At 70.4% G+C, this 17,852-nt stretch carries 18 protein-coding genes and 1 riboswitch; of the genes, 9 read left to right on the forward strand and 9 right to left on the reverse strand.

Features of this window, described 5'->3' with window-relative positions; all coding sequences use genetic code 11:
- Position 1: 1 nt before the first annotated feature.
- Positions 2-2,866: a sacsin N-terminal ATP-binding-like domain-containing protein gene (locus ACQ7HM_RS11050; protein WP_434216301.1), complete on the reverse strand. Its 2,865-nt coding sequence runs from the start codon at positions 2,864-2,866 to the stop codon at positions 2-4.
- 17 nt (positions 2,867-2,883) lie between these two features.
- Positions 2,884-3,846, reverse strand: a complete 963-nt coding sequence (locus tag ACQ7HM_RS11055; protein ID WP_434216302.1) for a DUF3027 domain-containing protein — start codon at positions 3,844-3,846, stop codon at positions 2,884-2,886.
- A 119-nt stretch (positions 3,847-3,965) separates the two neighbouring features.
- Between ACQ7HM_RS11055 and ACQ7HM_RS11060 the strand changes: the two genes are divergently transcribed.
- A complete protein-coding gene (locus ACQ7HM_RS11060) occupies positions 3,966-5,753 on the forward strand; it encodes an MFS transporter (RefSeq protein ID WP_434216303.1) in 1,788 nt (595 codons plus the stop codon).
- 6 nt (positions 5,754-5,759) lie between these two features.
- A complete protein-coding gene (locus ACQ7HM_RS11065; RefSeq protein ID WP_434216304.1) occupies positions 5,760-6,326 on the forward strand; it encodes a DUF2771 family protein in 567 nt (188 codons plus the stop codon).
- Positions 6,327-6,422: 96 nt separating this feature from the next.
- Here ACQ7HM_RS11065 and ACQ7HM_RS11070 read toward each other — a convergent pair whose 3' ends face one another.
- Entirely contained in the window at positions 6,423-6,845 is a 423-nt protein-coding gene (locus ACQ7HM_RS11070; RefSeq protein WP_045824184.1) for a cold-shock protein, read from the reverse strand.
- Positions 6,846-7,066: 221 nt separating this feature from the next.
- On the opposite strand from ACQ7HM_RS11070, the gene ACQ7HM_RS11075 reads away from it, so the two are divergent.
- From ACQ7HM_RS11075 to ACQ7HM_RS11095, 5 genes are all read left to right on the forward strand, one after another.
- Entirely contained in the window at positions 7,067-7,276 is a 210-nt protein-coding gene (locus ACQ7HM_RS11075; RefSeq protein ID WP_434216305.1) for a hypothetical protein, read from the forward strand.
- 85 nt (positions 7,277-7,361) lie between these two features.
- Positions 7,362-7,871 carry a flavin reductase family protein gene (locus ACQ7HM_RS11080; RefSeq protein WP_434216306.1) on the forward strand — a complete coding sequence of 170 codons (510 nt, stop codon included), beginning with the start codon at positions 7,362-7,364 and terminating at the stop codon, positions 7,869-7,871.
- 67 nt (positions 7,872-7,938) lie between these two features.
- A complete protein-coding gene (gene moaA, locus ACQ7HM_RS11085; RefSeq protein WP_434216307.1) occupies positions 7,939-9,066 on the forward strand; it encodes a GTP 3',8-cyclase MoaA in 1,128 nt (375 codons plus the stop codon).
- Positions 9,067-9,083: 17 nt separating this feature from the next.
- Complete coding sequence (locus ACQ7HM_RS11090; RefSeq protein WP_434216411.1) at positions 9,084-9,332, forward strand: MoaD/ThiS family protein; 249 nt, start codon at positions 9,084-9,086, stop codon at positions 9,330-9,332.
- A 392-nt stretch (positions 9,333-9,724) separates the two neighbouring features.
- Positions 9,725-9,863: riboswitch (cyclic di-AMP (ydaO/yuaA leader) on the forward strand.
- A gap of 9 nt (positions 9,864-9,872) precedes the next feature.
- A complete protein-coding gene (locus tag ACQ7HM_RS11095) occupies positions 9,873-10,520 on the forward strand; it encodes a transglycosylase family protein (RefSeq protein ID WP_434216308.1) in 648 nt (215 codons plus the stop codon).
- Between the two features lie 97 nt (positions 10,521-10,617).
- On the opposite strand, the gene ACQ7HM_RS11100 is transcribed toward ACQ7HM_RS11095, so the two are convergent.
- From ACQ7HM_RS11100 to ACQ7HM_RS11115, 4 genes are read right to left on the reverse strand one after another with little or no spacing between them, the layout of a single operon-like run.
- Positions 10,618-11,055, reverse strand: coding sequence for a molybdenum cofactor biosynthesis protein MoaE (locus ACQ7HM_RS11100; RefSeq protein WP_434216309.1), 438 nt, complete (start codon positions 11,053-11,055; stop codon positions 10,618-10,620).
- Complete coding sequence (locus tag ACQ7HM_RS11105; RefSeq protein ID WP_434216310.1) at positions 11,055-11,531, reverse strand: MogA/MoaB family molybdenum cofactor biosynthesis protein; 477 nt, start codon at positions 11,529-11,531, stop codon at positions 11,055-11,057. The genes ACQ7HM_RS11100 and ACQ7HM_RS11105 overlap by 1 nt, the downstream gene beginning before the upstream one ends.
- Complete coding sequence (moaC, locus tag ACQ7HM_RS11110) at positions 11,528-12,043, reverse strand: cyclic pyranopterin monophosphate synthase MoaC (protein WP_434216311.1); 516 nt, start codon at positions 12,041-12,043, stop codon at positions 11,528-11,530. The genes ACQ7HM_RS11105 and moaC overlap by 4 nt, the downstream gene beginning before the upstream one ends.
- Before the next feature lie 3 nt (positions 12,044-12,046).
- Positions 12,047-12,241 carry a hypothetical protein gene (locus tag ACQ7HM_RS11115; RefSeq protein WP_045824154.1) on the reverse strand — a complete coding sequence of 65 codons (195 nt, stop codon included), beginning with the start codon at positions 12,239-12,241 and terminating at the stop codon, positions 12,047-12,049.
- Between the two features lie 33 nt (positions 12,242-12,274).
- On the opposite strand from ACQ7HM_RS11115, the gene ACQ7HM_RS11120 reads away from it, so the two are divergent.
- Both ACQ7HM_RS11120 and ACQ7HM_RS11125 read left to right on the forward strand, forming a co-directional pair.
- Positions 12,275-14,638 (forward strand): helicase-associated domain-containing protein, encoded by a 2,364-nt coding sequence (locus tag ACQ7HM_RS11120; RefSeq protein WP_434216312.1) that lies wholly within the window; start codon positions 12,275-12,277, stop codon positions 14,636-14,638.
- 62 nt (positions 14,639-14,700) lie between these two features.
- Positions 14,701-16,353, forward strand: coding sequence for a DNA repair helicase XPB (locus tag ACQ7HM_RS11125; protein WP_434216313.1), 1,653 nt, complete (start codon positions 14,701-14,703; stop codon positions 16,351-16,353).
- Positions 16,354-16,372: 19 nt separating this feature from the next.
- On the opposite strand, the gene ACQ7HM_RS11130 is transcribed toward ACQ7HM_RS11125, so the two are convergent.
- Positions 16,373-16,981, reverse strand: a complete 609-nt coding sequence (locus tag ACQ7HM_RS11130) for an LppU/SCO3897 family protein (protein ID WP_434216314.1) — start codon at positions 16,979-16,981, stop codon at positions 16,373-16,375.
- A 13-nt stretch (positions 16,982-16,994) separates the two neighbouring features.
- Positions 16,995-17,795, reverse strand: coding sequence for a hypothetical protein (locus ACQ7HM_RS11135; protein ID WP_434216315.1), 801 nt, complete (start codon positions 17,793-17,795; stop codon positions 16,995-16,997).
- Between the last annotated feature and the right edge of the window lie 57 nt (positions 17,796-17,852).

Consider the following 17,852-nt stretch of genomic DNA (forward strand, 5'->3'; position numbering starts at 1 on the left):
GTCACCTTCTCCTCCGGGTGGTGTCACCGATCTGGCCCAGATGGTGGACGCCGGCGTCGTCGACCCACCAGTCGACCTCGACGTGACGGATGCCGTCGCCGTGACGCACGTCGAGCCGTACCGCGTCGTGCAGGCGCACCTCGCCGCCGGGCGCCGCGATGCCGGTGGTGAGCGCGAACGCCCAGGCCACCGCGCTCTGCGCCCACGTCGAGGGCTCACCGGGTTCGGCCACGGTCACCGCGAGGTCCTCACCCGCGGTGGCGATGTCGAGGATCGAGGCCAGCCGCGTCGCGTCGGCGGCCACCAGCGGCGGCGGCAGCACCACCGCGTCGTCGGGGTCGACGATCTGCAGCATCCACGGTGCGTCGATCACGACGGCGGTGTCGGAGACGGTGCCCGCCAGGGTGCGCACCCCCACCGGCGGATCGAGACGGTCGAGATCGAGCACGCCGCGGCGATGTGCGCGCACCAGCGCGGCGTGGGCTGTCGCGGCGACACCGGGCGCGATGTCCCGATCGGCGTCGCCCAGGCGGCGCAGCACCACGGCGGCGAGGTCGGTGGAGGTCACCTCGGCACCCGCGAGCGCCCCGGCCAGGAGCGCGGCGTGCGGATGGTCCAACGGGTCGAGCACACCGGTGAACGTGTCGTCGTCGGGCGCGCGGAACCATCCCAGCGGCGTGTCGTCGATCTCGGCGTACGTCCGCAGCCACCAGGCGGTGTAGCCGACGGGGTCGGTCAGGGTGCCCGCGGTCGCCGGATCGGTGGCGAGCAGCGACAGGGCCTGTGCCCATCGATCGGGGTCGACGAGATCGAGATCGCGCACGGCGACGAGGCGTTGCGGCTCGGAATCGAGGTGGTCCCACCACTGCGCCTCGTCGGGGAGGTCGTGGTCGGGGCCGGTGGGCAACTCGTCGGCGATCACGGTGAAGCCCCACCCGACACCGATCCGCCGCAGCGCCTCGACACCGTGGCGGTCGGTGACCTCGGCGGCGACACGACCGAACGGCGCATCGGCGACGAGCACCGACGCGATCGGGCTGTCCGGCAGGAGGAGTTCGTCGGCGGGCCGCAGCGGCTCCTCGTCGGGCTCGGCGGTCTGGGTGGGGATCAGCAACTGCCCCAACCAGGGTGGGATGTCGGCGTCGGGGTCGGCGGCCACGAGACCGAGCACCTCGTGCGCCAGCGCCTCGGCCGGATCATCCGCATCGGCTCCCCACGAGTCGGAGTCGTGGGTGTCGGTGATCGCCGCCCGCAGCGCGGGGTCGGCGAGGAGCTCACCGACCGAGCGACGCTGCGCGCCGAGCCGTTCGAGCAGCGGGTGCTCGGCGTCGGGGTGCACGGTCGCGACCCACGAGATCGACGGCGGCGCAGCGCCGTCCGCGGCGTCGGTCCTGGCACGCAGATCGGCCAGCACCAGTCCGCGGGCACCGATCGACATGCGGCCGTCGGCCCGGGGCACCGGGATGGTCGCGATCTCGCCGCGGACCCTGTCGTCGGCGATCAACGGCGAGATCGCCTCGTAGAGATCGCGCCACCACTGCGGTGGGCGGGTCACGCCCGACAATCGTTCGCACACGTCGACCAGGGACGTCTCGGTGACGCCGACCGCGGCGAGACGGCGCAGCGACGTCGTGTCCGACAGCTCCGCGATCACGACACCGTCGAGGAACTCGGCGAGCAGGACGGTGAGACGTTCTGTGGCGTCGGCGATCACGACGGCACGACCCGGGGCGACCAGCTCGCCGTCGGCGGTGGGCAACCAGCGATGGTCGGTGAGGTCGGCGATCACGGCGTCGCGCAGATCGCCGTCGGTGGCGCTCGCCGGGAAGCCCGCCGACGGCAGGACCGCCAACCGGTGCGCGGGGTCGAGGGCGAGGGCGAGCCGGTGGTAGCCGTGCGCGGCGACGCGGATGTCGGTGTCGGGGTGGAGCGCGCGCCGATCCGGGGTGACCGCGACGTCGGCGACGCACATCGCGGGCAGGGTCAGGGCGAGGTCGGTGCGGGTGGGGGCGTGCAGGACGTCGGCGTCGAGCGGTGCGGGCGCATCTGCGGCGCCGGGCATCAGCCACCGCGCGTGCGCGGTCCTGACCTGCGTCCACGTCGTGTCGCCGATGGTGAGGGTGTCGACGTCGTCGGTCGTGGACCCCGTCCGTCGCATCATCGTGTCACCGCACGTGATCGACTCCAGCGCAGGCAGTTCCAGCAGCAGGGTGGAGATCTCACCGGCCATTGATGCGAGAAGCGTCGGTCCGTCGACGTCGTCGCGCAGGGTGACGACGACCTCGGTGTCGTATCCGTCGGCGGGGGCGACCGGGTCGGGCCACGGCAATCGCAGCAGGGGTGCGGTCGCGATCTCCCCGCCGATGTCCACGCCGATGTCACTGTCGGCCAACGCCTCTCGCGTGCGTCGCAGCCCGAACACGACACCGCCGGTGCGCGACCGGACCGACACCTCGACACCGACCGAGGCGACCGCGTTGAAACCCACGCCGAAGCGTCCGACCTGCGCTGACCCCGTATCCGATACCGACGCGGCCTTCTTCGCCGACACGCGCAACGCGGACAGCGAGCGCACACCCTCGGCGTGCAACGGCGCACCGGTGTTGGCGACGTGCAGGACGTCGGAGGGTTCGAGCCACACCGCGAGGGCACCGCCGCCCGTGTCGTGGGCGGCGTCGGCGGCGTCGGCGGCGTTGGCCGCGAGTTCGGTCAGCAGTCGGTCGCGGTAGCCGAACTCGACGAGTTCGCGTTCGGCCGCGACGTCCTCGGCGAGCCGGGTGACCGACGACTCCCACGACCGCAGCGTCGACGACCGGATCGACGCGGTGTCGAACGGATCGGGTTCCGGCACAACGACGGTGGTCATCGCCGGCAGGGGACGGATCAGCTGTCGGTGGCGACGGATTCGTCGGCCACGGGCGCGACCTCTGCCTCGGTCGGTGCATCGTCAGCGACGACCTCGGCTTCGGCGGCGGCCTCGGGCGCGGCGCCAACGGGAGCAGGCTCGGCGGCGGGAGCAGGCTCGACGGTCTCGGCGGGTGCGGCGGGGACGATCTCGATGGCGCCGTCGTCGTAGGCGTCGTACGCGGGCGACCCCTCGCCCGAGGGGGCGACCGCGTCGGAGTGCGCGCCGCAGCCGTATTCGGCCGAGACGACGGTGCCGTCGGCGGCGTACTGGTTGGCACAGACACCGAACGCGACGCGCAGTGCGCCGGCGACCGGGAGGTAGAAACCGCAGCTTCCGCAGTGGAGTTTGCTGGCTCCGGCCATGTCGCTGTCGGGACCGTGCGGTCCCTCGAACCAGCGCGTCGCCGCGTCGTCGCGGCCCTCCCGGGACAGCACGCGGGTACGGCCGAGCCCGAGTTCGAGCATGACGTCGGAGACCTCGTCGAGGTCGGACTCCGACAGGAGCGAATCGGAGTCGATGTGGTTGGGGACGAGGCGCGGGTCGTCGGCCGGTGCGGCGAGGACGTCGCCGGGCCCGAGATCGCCGGGGGCGATCCGCTCCGCCCACGGCACCCACTGCGGCGCGGTCAGCGCGTCGGCACCGGGCAGCAGGGCGATCTCGCTGACGGTGATGTCGATGTCGTCGCCGGGTTCGGCGGGAGGACAGGTCGCGAGCACCGAGCACCAGACCCAGCCGCGGTAACCGGTGATATCGGCGGTGAAGTAGTGCGACACCGTGCAGTCGCCCTCGACGACGGCCTCGATGTGCTCGCCGACGGCGCCCTCACCGGAGGCCTCCACGGCCTCGCGCGCGATGTCGACGGCGGCGATCAGACGCGCCTCGAGATCGGCAGTCGGTGTCGACCGGTCGGTCGGCGAGTCCTCGAAAGCAGTATCCACACCACTATTCTGCCGCATCGTGCGCCGACACCAGCGTTGCGGGTTGGTCGCGATCGGAGCGATAGGGAAGAATCGGCACGGTGAACCGGCCCGGAGAGCGTCGTGGAGTGCGTCCGCGTGTGCGACGTCCGCAGGCCGATCCCGCGGCTCCCACCGACCGCTTCGTGGGACCCACCGACCGGCCCGCCGGCGAACATCCCGGCGCCGCGAACTATCCCGTCGACGGACGTCGCCGTGTGCCGACCCCGCCGCGGTCGACGGTCCCGCCCCGAGCATCTGCCTACCGTCCACCGCCGACGCACAACCCGCACCTCGACCCCCTCGACGATCGCTCCGAGCGGGATCAAAAGCCCGCAGCCGAACGCGGCACCACGCGCGACAGTGCGCGCTCGATGCCGCGCAAACTCACCGTCACCCGGGTCGCCGCCCTGCGTGGTCGCGAACTGACCTCGAAGGGCATCGACAAACTCCATCGCGCGGCCACCGCCGACGGCGCCGACCGATCGGGCCTCACCGCTCTGACGTTCCCGGTCATCCTGAACAACGCCGTCGACGCTGCGATGACCGTCGCTCTCGCCAACACCCTCTTCTTCGCCGCGGCGAGTGCGGAGTCGAAGGGCAAGGTGGCGCTCTACCTCGCGCTGACCATCGCGCCGTTCGCACTCATCGCACCGCTCATCGGTCCGGCGCTCGACAAACTCCAGCGCGGGCGCCGCATCGCCATGGCCACCACCTTCGGGATCCGCGTGCTGTTGGCGCTGCTGATCATGACCAACGCCGGATGGGATCCGGTGAAGGACCAGCTGACCTACGACCCGTGGGTGCTCTACCCCTGCGCGTTGGGTCTGCTGGTGCTGTCGAAGTCGTTCGGCGTGCTGAAATCGGCGGTCACGCCGCGTGTGTTGCCGCCGAGCATCGACCTGGTGCGCGTGAACTCCCGTCTCACCACGTGGGGTCTGGTCGTCGGCACGGTCATCGGCGGCGCCACGGCGGCACTGTTCGAGACCATGCTCGGCCAGGTGCTGCCCCTGCACCTGCCCGGCGCGATGGTGTGTCTGGCGTTGCTGGCCATCGCCGGCGCGGTGTTCTGCATGCGCATCCCGGCGTGGGTGGAGGTGACCGCGGGCGAGATCCCCGCGACGCTGGCCTACCACGGTGAACCGCCGGCACCCTCGGGCGCCAAGGAACGCAGCTTCACCCCCGCGGCACTGGCCGCCAAGATGCGACAGCCGTTGGGACGCAACGTTCTCACCGGCCTGTGGGGCAACGGCACCATCCGCATCCTGACCGGCTTTCTCACCCTCTACATCGCGTTCTGGGCGAAGTCGAACCAGAACTCGCACACCGGGTGGATGCAGTTGGCGCTGCTCGGTGCGGTCGGCGCGGCCGCGGGTGTCGGCAACTTCGTCGGCAACGCGACCGGTACCCGACTCGAGCTGCGGAACCCGCAGAAGATCGTGGTCGCGGTGACCGGCGCGAGCCTCGCCGCCGCGGTGCTGGCCGCGGTGTTCGGCTCGATCCTGTTCGCCGCACTCGCCGCACTCGTCGCGTCGGGGACGAGTGCCATCGGCAAGGTGTGTCTCGACTCCTCGATCCAGGACGACCTTCCCGACGAGTCGCGCGCCTCGGCGTTCGGCCGATCCGAATCGGTGCTGCAGTTGTGCTGGGTGATCGGCGCGGCGCTCGGCGTGCTGCTGCCCTCGACGTTGTGGATCGGTTTCACGGTGGTGTCGGTGCTGCTGGCGCTGGGCATGTCGCAGACGTTCTTCACCTACCGCGGCGCCACGCTGGTCCCCGGGTTCGGTGGACGCCGACCGGCCCAGACCCAACCCACCGGTGCCATCGACCTCGACCGCCTGGCCACCCGTCGCGTCCGCGTCGAGTCACATGAGAAGAACGGACAGTAGAGCCTCGTGTTCAGACTGAGCTCCGGCGAGAAGAAGTTCTTCGCCATCATCGCGATCATCGGTGTCGTCTTCGTGGCGGTGGTCGCGGGCGGCGTGTTCGCGCTCACCTCCGGCTCCGAGGAAGAGGCGCCCTACCTGCAGGCCACCACGGGCAAGACACTCGTGAAGGTCGAGCCGACGATCCTCTGCGACATCGATCTGTCGAACTGCCGCAAGGGGAAAGAGGGCACCTTCGCCCGCGAGCTGCCCGTCCCGGTCGGCGAGCAGGCCATCATCTCGGTGTCGCAGGGTATCGCCGACGCCCCCTGGGCGCTGACCGTCGAGTACCTGACGCCGAAGGGGTTCGAGCAGGAGCCGCCGGTGTTCTACGCACCCAACGAGCGGTTCACGTTCACCGTGTCGTCGACGAAGGACAAGATCGTGTCGAATGTCGAGGTGCGCCTGCCGTCGGGTCGCACCGACGCCGGCGGCGCACCCATCACGCGCGGCTTCTGGTCGCTGAAGACCCTGCCGCCGAACACACCGACACCCGAGGGCCCCGTCGCGATCGTGAACTTCACCGGTAGCGGCTAGTCCCATGCGTTGGCCGCTCGTTCGCACGGATGCGCGTCATTCGCAAGCGTCGAGCGGCATGCGAACGAAGCGACAGGGTGCGAACGGCGTCAGAGGCTAGTGCTCGAGCTCCCGGGCAACGGCGCGGACGACCTCGGAGATGCGCTGTGCGGTCTTGCGATCGGGGTAGCGACCGTGGCGGAGATCGGGCTGCACCTTGCCCTCCAGGAGGGTGATGAGGTCGGCGACCATGCCGTGGAGTTCGTCGGGTGAGTGACGCTTGGCGGCCGGCTCACGTGCGGCGGCGGCCTCGCGGGCGTTCTTCGCGACGCTGGGGGCCGGTTCGAGCACGGTCACCGACAACGCCTGCGGACCACGACGCCCGGCGGCCATGCCGAACTCGACCTTCTGGCCGGGTTTGAGCCCCTCGACACCCGAGGGCAACGCACTCGACCGCACGTAGACGTCCTCCCCGCCCTCCTGGGACAGGAAGCCGAAGCCCTTCTCCGCGTCGTACCACTTCACCTTGCCGGTAGGCACCGTGCTCACCTTCACATCGTCGTAGGTCTCGAGTCGTCGGCCCGGGAATCCCCTGGCACGACGAAAGCGCATCGAGGTGGAGACATCAGTCCCACTCACCGACGCGCTACTCCACCATTCTATGCCCTCGTCGTCGAGTGATTTGCCCGCACGGACTCCATCACCGTCGACGGCGGGCGCCGATGCGCGCCCTACCGGCGCGCTGCTCTACCGTCGTGGGTATGCCACCGGCTTCCGGGAACCGACTGCTCTACGCAGCGCTGATCTTCTTTGCGATCGGCATCGTGGCCACCGCGACGATGTTCGCCGTCCCCGCGCTCGACGACGGCACGCGCGCGCCCGCCCTGGTGTATCTGTGCACCCTTGGCCTGCCCATCGGCTTCGTGCTCGCGCTCGTCTTCGCCCTGCGATCGGGACGGCGACACCGATGACGGGGACACCGATGAGGGGGACTCGGATCAGCGGGAGTTGGATCAGCGGGACTTGGATGGCAGGGACACCACAGGGGGGACACCGATGACCGTGACCGCGACCGACCTGCGCCCCGCCGCCGACGGCGACGCCCTGCGCAAGGCCTACAGCTGTTTCCCGTCCGGGGTCGTCGCGGTGTGCGCCGAGATCGACGGTAACGCGGTGGGCATGGCCGCGAGTTCGTTCGCGACAGTGTCCCTCGACCCGCCGCTCGTGTCGCTGTGCGTGCAACACACGTCGACCACGTGGCCGAAACTGCGCGACGCGCCGTCGATCGGGGTCAGCGTGTTCTCCGCGGGTCAGGATGCGCTGTGCCGTCAGCTCGCCGGTGCGGCCGATCACCGCTTCGACGGCGTCACGCCCGCGGTGACCGACACCGGCGCACTGTTCGTGCCCGATGCCGCCGCGATCCTCTCGTGCACCATCCACACCGAGATCCCGGCCGGCGACCACGACCTGGTGCTGCTCGAGATCACCGCGCTCGACGCCGACCCCGACATCGAGCCGCTGGTGTTCCACGCGAGCACGTTCCGGGCGCTCGAGGCCCGCGCCTGACCCGTAGCGGCCCCCTCGGTCGTCCGCGTCATCGCCGCCTGCTGTCGCAGCTGGCTACGCTGGTCTCATGACAGCCATCGCCCTGGGCATCCCGCTCGCCGTTCCCGGCGCATCGATGTCGTCGGGCGCCGCGATGTCGGGCACGGGGGTCGACACCGAGGGCATGCCCACCGAGGGCCCGATGGTCGACACGTTCGGTCGCGCCGCCCGCGACCTGCGTGTCTCGCTGACCGATCGCTGCAACCTGCGCTGTACCTACTGCATGCCGGCCGAAGGACTCGACTGGTTGCCCGGCGACGCCGTGCTCTCGACCGACGAGATCATCCGCCTGATCACCGTCGGCGTGACCGAACTGGGCATCGAGGCGGTGCGGTTCACCGGTGGCGAGCCGCTGCTGCGCAAGGATCTCCCCCGCATCGTCGAGGCGGTCTCGGCGCTGCCCGGCCATCCCGAGACGTCGGTGACCACCAACGGACTGGGACTGCGCCTCCACGCGCGGGCGCTGGCCGCCGCGGGATTGAGCCGGGTCAACGTCTCCCTCGACACCCTCGACCGCGAACGCTTCGCGGCCATCACCCGACGCGACCGCATCGCCGACGTGCTCGACGGGCTCGCCGCGGCCGCCGAGGCAGGCCTGACCCCGGTGAAGGTGAACGCGGTGCTGCATCCCGACGGCGGGCTCGACGACGCTCCGGCGCTGCTCGCGATGTGCTTGGAGAACGGCTTCTCGTTGCGGATCATCGAGCAGATGCCGCTCGACGCCGAGCACCAGTGGTCGCGGACGGCCATGATCACCGCCGATCAGGTGGTCGAACGACTCTCCCGCGACTACGACCTGATCGCCGACACCGCACCGCGTGGATCGGCTCCGGCACAGACGTGGATCGTCGACGGCCATCACGTCACGCACGCCGACGGCACCGTCGTGCCCGCGCGGGTCGGGATCATCGCCTCGGTCACCCGCCCGTTCTGCGGCGACTGCGACCGCACGCGCCTCACCGCCGACGGACAGCTGCGCACCTGCCTGTTCTCGACCACCGAGACCGACCTGCGCGCACTGCTGCGCACGGGCGCCGACGACGCCGCGATCGCACAGGCGTGGCGCGGCGCGACCTGGGGCAAGCTCCCCGGACACGCCATCAACGACCCGGGCTTCCTCCAGCCCACCCGACCGATGTCTGCGATCGGCGGATGAGCGTCGACAACGACACCGTGGTGGTGCAGGTGCGTTTCTTCGCGGCCGCACGCGCGGCCGCCGGCCACGACGAGCGAACGGTGGAGATCGGCTCGTCGGCGACGGTGGGTGACCTCGAGTCGGCGCTGGGGCGCGACAACCCGGCGTTGGCGCAGGTCCTGCGCCGATGCACGTACCTGCGTGACTCCGTCGCCGTCCGCGATCGTGCGATGTCGGTCGCCCCGTGCGCTGTCATCGAGGTTCTACCACCGTTCGCCGGTGGCTGAGGTCACAACTGCGTATCTGTGAGATCCCGACTGCGCGACCACTTTTCGGGCTCACGCGGAAGCATTCCCACCCGCCCGAATCCATGCCCGATCTGCGCTGTGACCTTGTTCACATCACGAGGCGATAACGGATCGGACACGGACCGGCTATCAGCGCTGTGGCCTGCGAGGACAACCGAAACACGCCCGAGACGCGATGCGACACCTGGACTCGTTCGTCATGCGAAGGTATGACACACCTGAGACGAACACGTAGCGTCTCGTTCGGCTGCACCTGTGGCCACACCCGAAACAACACGTTCTGTCTGCCGCGCCAAACCTCGTTCCGTGGACAGAGCCACCAGAGACACACTTCAGGAACGAGGGCGGGGGACCCAACCTCCGACACCGACCGTCTTCGGACGCCGGCATCGGAAACGGAGCTCGTCGACCACGACGAGTCCCTCGGGGTGAAGCTCCGCACCGCGGAGCCGGGCAACCTCTCAGCCCGAACCCGACAGCTCACTTCGTCGGCGCGTGGAGAGAGGAACGAACAGCTCTATGTCCGGACGTCATCGCAAGCAGTCATCCGCCACCCGTACCGTTGCCCGCGTGGCCGTGACCTCCGCCGTTCTCGGCGGTGGCGCCACCCTCCTCATGGGAGTCGGCAACGCCTCGGCCGCCACCGATTCCGAGTGGAACCAGGTCGCGCAGTGTGAGTCGGGCGGCAACTGGGGAATCAACACCGGCAACGGCTACCAGGGCGGGCTGCAGTTCAGCCAGAGCACCTGGGCCGGCCACGGCGGCACCCAGTACGCACCCTCGGCCAACCAGGCCACCAAGGAGCAGCAGATCGCCGTCGCCGAGCGCGTGCTCGCCGGCCAGGGCAAGGGCGCATGGCCCGTCTGCGGCACCGGCCTCGGTGCGCCGACCCCGCGCTCGGCGCCGACCGACGTGCCGAAGCTCCCCGAGTTCAAGGCACCCGACTTCAACGGCAAGGCCTCGGCCCCCGTCAAGTCGCTCGACGAGGCCGGTCCGGCCAAGTCCACGGCCGATGTCAAGAAGCAGGTCGACGAGGCCGTCGCCAAGCCCGGCGTGAACCCGGCGATCGCCGCGTTCTGGGAGCAGGCCAAGCGCAGCGGCTTCCAGCTCGACGCCGGACAGATCGCTCTGTTCAACCAGAACAAGGGACTTCTCCCCCTGCCGTGATCTCCTAGACGGCTCGCAGTCGAAGGGCCCCGCACGTGACCATCAGGTCCGTGCGGGGCCCTTTTCCATTACTCGAGTCCAATCCTCGAGCGTGTGCTCAGGCCGAGCCGACCCACTCGTCGGTGCCGTCGGCGAAGATCTGGTGCTTCCAGACCGGTAGAGCCTCTTTGACGTCGTCGACGAGGCGCGCGCAGGTGTCGAACGCGGCACGACGGTGATCCGCCGCGACGGCGACGACGAGCGCGGCGTCACCGATCACGAGGTCACCGACACGATGCGACACCGCGATGGCGCGCACCCCGTCGGATTCCGCGGCGACCTTCGCGACGACCTGGGCGACCACGTCGCCGGCGGTGGGGTGCGCCGAGTAGTGCAGTGCGCGCACATCGCGACCCCCGTCGTGGTTGCGGACCGCGCCGACGAACCCGACGACGGCACCCGCGGCACCGTCGGCGGCGGCCTCCACGGCACGCTCGTGGTCGGCGAGGTCGATGGGCGCATCGGTCACGACAGCGCGTGCGACGACCGCGGCCATCAGTGGTCGCCGCCGCGGATCTGATCGAGAGCGTGGGCCAGCACCGGCTCGAGCACCGCGAGTCCGTCCTTCACGCCGCCCGTCGAGCCGGGGAGGTTGACGATCAGCGTCGAGCCGGCGATGCCCGCGGTGCCACGCGAGAGGATCGCTGTGGGCACCTTGTCGACACCGGCGGCGCGCACGGCGTCGGCGAGCCCCGGGATCTCGCGGTCGAGGACGGCGCGGGTCTGTTCGGGTGTCACGTCGGTCGGGTGCAGCCCGGTACCCCCGGTCGTGATCACGAGTGACATCTGCGCGTCGACGGCGGCGCGGAGCGCGACACCGACGTCGTCCCCGTCGGCGACCACGACGACGTCGTCGACCTCGATCAGGCGTGCGGCGAGCCACTCCGCGATCACGGGCCCGGTGCGGTCGGCGTAGACACCGGCCGCAGCCCGACTCGAGGAGACGACGACGCGCGCGGTGTGGGTGGTCATCGGGTCCAGATGCCGCGTTTGCCGCCGGACTTGGTGAGCAGACGGATGTCGGTCATGCTCGCCCACGGATCGAGCGCCTTGACCATGTCGTGCAGAGTGAGCCCCGCGACCGCAACCGCGGTCAGGGCCTCCATCTCGACGCCGGTCCGGTCGGAGGTGGCAGCGGTGGCGGTGACGTCGATGCTCTCGGGCGCGATCGCGAAGTCGACCGTCACCGACGACAGCGCCACCTGATGGCACAGCGGGATGAGGTCGGGAGTTCTCTTGGCGCCCATGATCGCCGCGATGCGGGCGGTCGCGAGTGCGTCGCCCTTGGCGAGCGCTCCGTCGGACAGGGCGTCGATCACCTGGGCGGTGGTGCGAAACGTCCCACCGGCGACGGCGACACGGTCACTGACCGACTTGCCTCCGACATCGACCATGCGCGCGGCGCCGGTCGCATCGATGTGGGACAGGCCACCGGCGCCGGGATCGCCGGGGAGCTCGTCACCCGGCGACCGCGGATCAGACACTGATCAGCGGTTGGGTGTGGTCTTGGCGTGCGTGTACGGGAGCTGATCGACCGGCAGCGGGAACTCGACGTCGCCGAAAGGCGAGAGCGCGCCGGAGATGCTGGCGGCGAACTCCGACACGGCGTGCTCGTGATCACCCTCGTCCGACTGGGGCCAGCCGTTGTCGACGTATCTCTTCTTTTCAGCCACGGCGATCATTCTGCCATGAGCGCGGTCCCTATCATCGGTGGGATGAGTTCTGGGGATCGACGCGACGGCTCGATCGATGCCGCAGGTCCCGGCGGGCTCGCGGCCGACCTCGGTGCCCGTACCGACGAGCAGCTCGTCGCCCTGATGGCTGCCCGGCCCGACCTCGCCAGTCCCCCGCCCGCGGGCACCGCGGTGCTCGCCCAGCGAGCGCTCGCAGGACCCTCGATCAACCTCGCGGCCGATGACCTCGACCTGCTGTCGGTGGCCGTCGCCGAACAGACCATCCGCCTCGGCACCGACACCGACCGCCGACGCATCGGTGTCCCCACCTCGGTCGACGCGGTGGTCGCCGCACTCGACGGACGGGCCGAGAAGGACGACATCGTCGCGCGACTCGACCTGCTGCGCACCCGTGCGCTGGTGTGGGGCCCCGACACCGAATTGATGACCGGCGCACACACCCCCGCGCTCCTGCCCACCAGGGCGATGCACCTCACCGGGCCGCTCGCCGATCTGACGCTCGCCGAGATCGCCGACACACTGTCGTCGGTGAGCGAGCGCGAGCGCGAACTCCTCGACACCCTGGCGACCGGCTCACCGCTGGGCCGCACCCGGGACGCCGCGCCCGACGCCGATCCGCAGCGGCCCGTCCCGCGACTGGTGTCGCTGGGTCTGCTGGCCCGTGTCGACGATCAGACCGTGGAGCTGCCGCCCGTCCTCGGCCAGGTGCTGCGCGGCGAGAAACCCGGTGAGCCACACGATCTCCGCGAGCCGCCCCTGGTGCCGGTGACCGGGGCACGGAAGTTCACCGTCGCCGACGTCGAGGCGGCCGCCGGCGGCGAGGCCCTGGAACTGCTGCGCCACCTCACCGACACCGTCGCCGCGCTCGGCGCCACCCCGGCGCTGGTGCTGCGGGCGGGCGGCCTCGGTGTCCGCGAACTGCGAAAGCTCTGCAAGACCACCGGGATCGACTCGACGCGACAGGGTTTCGTGGTGGAGTTGCTCGCCGGTGCCCGCTTCATCGACAGCGGGTTCCCCGACCCGCCTCTGGAGAGCGGTGAACCGGCCTGGGCGCCGACGGTGTCGGCCGATCCGTGGCTGCACCAGCCGCCCGAGCGACGCTGGTTCGCGATCGCCGACGCCTGGCTGACGCTGCCCCGACGCCCATGGCAGATCGGCGAGGCCAGCACCGAAGGCGCACCGATCCCCTCGCTCGCCGGCGATCTCTACGACGTGTCGGCGGTCGTCGAACGGCGAATGGTGTTGACCGCGTTGGCCGCCGGCGCACCCGGCAAGTCGATCGACGTCGATGCGCTGATGGCCCTCATCGCCTGGCGACACCCCCGGTGGCAACGACGGCTGTCCCGCCGCCTCGTCGACGCGACGCTCGACGAGGCACGCGCACTGGGTCTCGTCGCGCACGGGGCACTGACGGCGTCGGGTCGGGCGCTGCTCACGATGGCCGAGCGCGACGTCACCGCAGTCGATGTCGACAAGCCTGTGGTGGCCGCGATGGCGAAGGCGTTGCCCGATCCGATCGACTTCTTCCTCACCCAGGCCGATCTGACCGTGACCGCGCCCGGACCGCTGACCGCCGAGCTCGCGGCCGAGCTCGCGCTCGTCGCCGACCTCGAATCCGGCGGCGCCGCTTCGGTGTTCCGCGTGACCGACACCTCGGTGCGCCGCGCCCTCGACACCGGGCGCACCGGCACCGAGCTGATGGGCTTCTTCACCGCGCACTCGAAGACACCGGTGCCGCAGTCGTTGGAGTACCTCGTCGACGACGTCGCCCGGCGCCACGGCCAGCTGCGCGTCGGGGTCGCGTCGTCGTTCATCCGATGCGAGGACGCGACGACGTTGGCGGCGGTGCTGTCGTCACCGGTCACCGAGGCGTTGGCGCTGCGGGCTCTCGCGCCCACCGTCGCGGTGTCGCAGGCTCCGCTGCGGCAGGTGCTCGACGAACTGCGCGCGGCGGGCTTCGCTCCCGCGGGCGAGGACAGTGCCGGCGACCTGGTCGATCTCCGCGAGCGCGGGGCGCGTGTGCCGATCCAGCGCAACCAGCGGCGCTCGGCGCGCAGGCCACCCGCCCCGAACGCCGAGCAGTTGGCGACGGTGGTCACCCGCATGCGGATGCAGGACACCGCCGTCTCGGCGGTGCCCGCGCACTCGGCGTCCGCGGTCCGCGCCGGCGGCGGCGAACCGGCGACGGCGCTGCTGCAACTGGCGATGCGCGTGGGTCGCGAGGTGCGGATCGGCTATGTCGACGCCCACGGTTCGGCGAGCAAGCACGTGGTGGTCCCGAAGCTCGTCGGTGCAGGTCAACTGGTCGTGAACGACGCCGACGGTGCCGACGAGCGCTACGCGCTGCACCGCATCACCTCGGTGGAGCTCCTCGAGGGCTCGTAGCCGCACGCGACCGCCCGTCGAGGGCCGCGACACGGTCTGCGAAAACCGTGGACAATGGATCGGTGACCGAAGGCCCTTTGATCGTCCAGTCCGACAAGACCCTGCTCCTCGAGGTCGACCATCCCGACGCGCCCGCCGCGCGTGGCGCGATCGCGCCGTTCGCCGAGCTCGAACGCGCCCCCGAGCACGTCCACACCTACCGCATCACCCCGCTCGCGCTGTGGAACGCACGCGCCGCGGGACACGACGCCGAGCAGGTCGTCGACGCCCTCGTGAGCTACTCGCGGTACGCGGTGCCCCAGCCGCTGCTGATGGACATCGTCGACACGATGGGGCGGTTCGGCCGTCTGCAACTGGTGAAGAGTCCGGTGCACGGTCTCACGCTGGTCAGCCTCGACCGCGCCGTGCTCGAAGAGGTCATGCGCCACAAGAAGATCGCCCCGATGCTCGGCGCGCGTCTCGACGACGACACCGTCGTGGTGCACCCCTCCGAGCGCGGCCACATCAAGCAGCTGCTCCTCAAGATCGGCTGGCCCGCAGAAGATCTCGCCGGGTACGTCGACGGTGAGGCGCACCCCATCGAGCTCGCCGAGACCGATTGGGAGTTGCGCGATTACCAGCAGATGGCCGCCGATTCGTTCTGGGCCGGCGGCTCGGGCGTCGTGGTGCTGCCCTGTGGCGCGGGCAAGACGATGGTCGGCGCCGCGGCGATGGCCAAAGCCGGTGCCACGACCCTGATCCTGGTGACGAACACCGTCGCGGGTCGGCAGTGGAAGCGTGAACTGATCGCCCGCACGTCGCTGACCGAGGAGGAGATCGGCGAGTACTCCGGTGAGCGCAAGGAGATCCGTCCGGTCACCATCGCGACCTACCAGGTGATGACCCGCCGGTCGAAGGGCGAGTACCGCAACCTCGAGCTCTTCGACTCCCGCGACTGGGGCCTCATCATCTACGACGAGGTGCACCTGCTGCCGGCACCGGTGTTCCGGATGACCGCCGATCTGCAGTCGCGGCGTCGCCTCGGCCTCACCGCGACCCTGGTCCGCGAGGACGGCCGCGAGGGCGACGTGTTCAGCCTCATCGGCCCGAAACGCTATGACGCACCGTGGAAGGACATCGAGGCGCAGGGCTGGATCGCCCCCGCCGACTGCATCGAGGTCCGGGTCACGCTCACCGACGAGGAACGACTGCAGTACGCCGTGGCCGAGCCGGAGGAGAAGTACAAGCTCTGCTCGACCGCGCACACCAAGGTCAACGTGGTGAAGTCGATCCTCGCCCGCCACGAGGGTTCGCCGACGCTCATCATCGGCGCCTACATCGACCAACTCGAGGAACTCGGCGCCGCGCTCGACGCCCCGGTGATCCAGGGCTCCACGAAGAACAAGGATCGCGAGATCCTGTTCGATCAGTTCCGGCGCGGCGAGGTCTCCACGCTGGTGGTCAGCAAGGTGGCCAACTTCTCCATCGACCTGCCCGAAGCGTCTGTCGCCGTGCAGGTCTCGGGCACCTTCGGGTCCCGACAGGAGGAGGCGCAGCGCCTCGGCCGGCTGCTGCGTCCCAAGAAGGACGGCGGGCAGGCCCACTTCTACTCGGTGGTCTCCCGCGACACCCTCGACGCCGACTACGCCGCGCACCGCCAGCGGTTCCTCGCCGAGCAGGGGTACGCCTACCGCATCACCGACGCCGACGACCTGCTCGGTCCGGCGATCGGCTGAGCCGACACCGCCCCTCCGATCAGGTGGGTGTGCCCGACGGTGGTGCGAGGCAGTAGCCGACGGGACGGGGGAGCGCGAACCCGACGGCGCGACTGCCGGATGGACACTGCGGTGTGATGTCACCGGCCATGCGGCGGGCGACTTCGACGATCGTGTTCGATCCCCGGGCGATCGCGGTGCAGGCACGGTCGACGAATGCCGACCGCGAACCGATCTCGTAGCACCTGCCCTCGCGCAGATTCGGTGACAGGCACAGTGATCCGTCACCGGAGAGCGAGACCTGGTCGTACGCCGGGCCGGGACACCGTGAACGTGACAGGTCCGACGTGCTCGCGACGTAGTAGGTGACCTCGTCGCGGCCACAGCTGGCCCGCCGCACGCTCACCTCGTCGTTGTCGGCGTTGCGCACCGAGACACAGTCGCCGACGGCGACGTCGTCGGTGGAATCGACACGGTTGTGGATGGCGGTGAACGCGAACACCGCCACGGCGATCACGAGTCCGAGGATGACGACCAGCGCGACCCAGAGGATCGGGGGCACCGCGCGTCGTCGGGCCGACGGCAGAGGGGGGTACAGGCCGTAGGGCGACGGAGGGCCGAGCGGTGGCCCGAAGCCGGGGTGGGTCACGGACGGGGTCCTGTCATTGCGGGGTCAGCAGGGAGGCGCAGTAGGTGAGCGGCGTCGGGCGGGTGAACTGCAGCGGCGTCCCCTGCGTGCAGACGTTCACCGATGCGGACTCGATCCGGTCGACCACCTTGATGGCGAGAGTGCCCGCATCGGGAGAGGGCGCAGCACAGTCGATCTCCGCGAAGTCGACGATCGAGCCGTTCGCGGTCGGGAAGACATAACACTTGCCGGTGCGCAGATTCGGGACCAGGCAGAGTTTTCCGCGGTCGTCCTGGGTCAGTTGGGCGTCGAGGGGATCGCCGCAGACACTGAACTCACTGTCGGTCTTCTGCGCGACGATGAAGCTGAACGACTGCGCATCGCACGAGGACTTCTTCGGTGTCGCGTCGTTCTTCTCGCCGGACACGGTGATGCAGCTACCCACCGACACGTCGTCGATGCGGGTGATGTTGTCGCGCGTCAGCACCGCCGCGGCCACCACGATCGCGCCGATCAGCGCGATGATCACGCCGACGGCGAGCAGCACCCACTTGAGCCGCGAACGTCGCAGCGGCGGTGTGCCGTACGGGTTCATCCCGTAGCCCATCGCGGCCGAGGGGACGCCGGGGCCGTACGGGCCGGGGGCCGCCGGGAACGGGGTGGGTTGTCCCGGGGGCGGGTAGTACGGCATCTGCGGCGGCGGGTTCGGGGAGCCGACGGGCGGGTACTGGGGCGGCGGGTAGTACGGGGGCGGATCCTGCGGGGGCGGCGGGACCGGCGGACCTCCGTCGGCCGGGGTCCATCCGGGCGGCGTCGAGTCCTCGGGACCGGTCATCACTCTCTCTCCGCTTCCTCGGGTGCACGCACCGCATCGGGCCTGTGGACGACACTA

It is taken from the genome of Williamsia sp. MIQD14 (assembly GCF_051025635.1).
In the GTDB taxonomy this organism is placed as follows: Bacteria; Actinomycetota; Actinomycetes; order Mycobacteriales; family Mycobacteriaceae; genus Williamsia_A.

What these genes read in the sequence shown, in the direction of transcription:
- ACQ7HM_RS11075 (WP_434216305.1), top strand. Translation starts at nt 7,067, where the DNA reads ATGCCACCGGCTTCCGGGAACCGACTGCTCTACGCAGCGCTGATCTTC.
- ACQ7HM_RS11115 (WP_045824154.1), bottom strand. Translation starts at nt 12,241, where the DNA reads ATGATCGCCGTGGCTGAAAAGAAGAGATACGTCGACAACGGCTGGCCC.
- ACQ7HM_RS11050 (WP_434216301.1), bottom strand. Translation starts at nt 2,866, where the DNA reads ATGACCACCGTCGTTGTGCCGGAACCCGATCCGTTCGACACCGCGTCG.
- ACQ7HM_RS11105 (WP_434216310.1), bottom strand. Translation starts at nt 11,531, where the DNA reads ATGACCACCCACACCGCGCGCGTCGTCGTCTCCTCGAGTCGGGCTGCG.
- ACQ7HM_RS11100 (WP_434216309.1), bottom strand. Translation starts at nt 11,055, where the DNA reads ATGGCCGCGGTCGTCGCACGCGCTGTCGTGACCGATGCGCCCATCGAC.
- ACQ7HM_RS11120 (WP_434216312.1), top strand. Translation starts at nt 12,275, where the DNA reads ATGAGTTCTGGGGATCGACGCGACGGCTCGATCGATGCCGCAGGTCCC.
- moaA (WP_434216307.1), top strand. Translation starts at nt 7,939, where the DNA reads ATGACAGCCATCGCCCTGGGCATCCCGCTCGCCGTTCCCGGCGCATCG.
- ACQ7HM_RS11080 (WP_434216306.1), top strand. Translation starts at nt 7,362, where the DNA reads ATGACCGTGACCGCGACCGACCTGCGCCCCGCCGCCGACGGCGACGCC.
- ACQ7HM_RS11095 (WP_434216308.1), top strand. Translation starts at nt 9,873, where the DNA reads ATGTCCGGACGTCATCGCAAGCAGTCATCCGCCACCCGTACCGTTGCC.
- ACQ7HM_RS11135 (WP_434216315.1), bottom strand. Translation starts at nt 17,795, where the DNA reads ATGACCGGTCCCGAGGACTCGACGCCGCCCGGATGGACCCCGGCCGAC.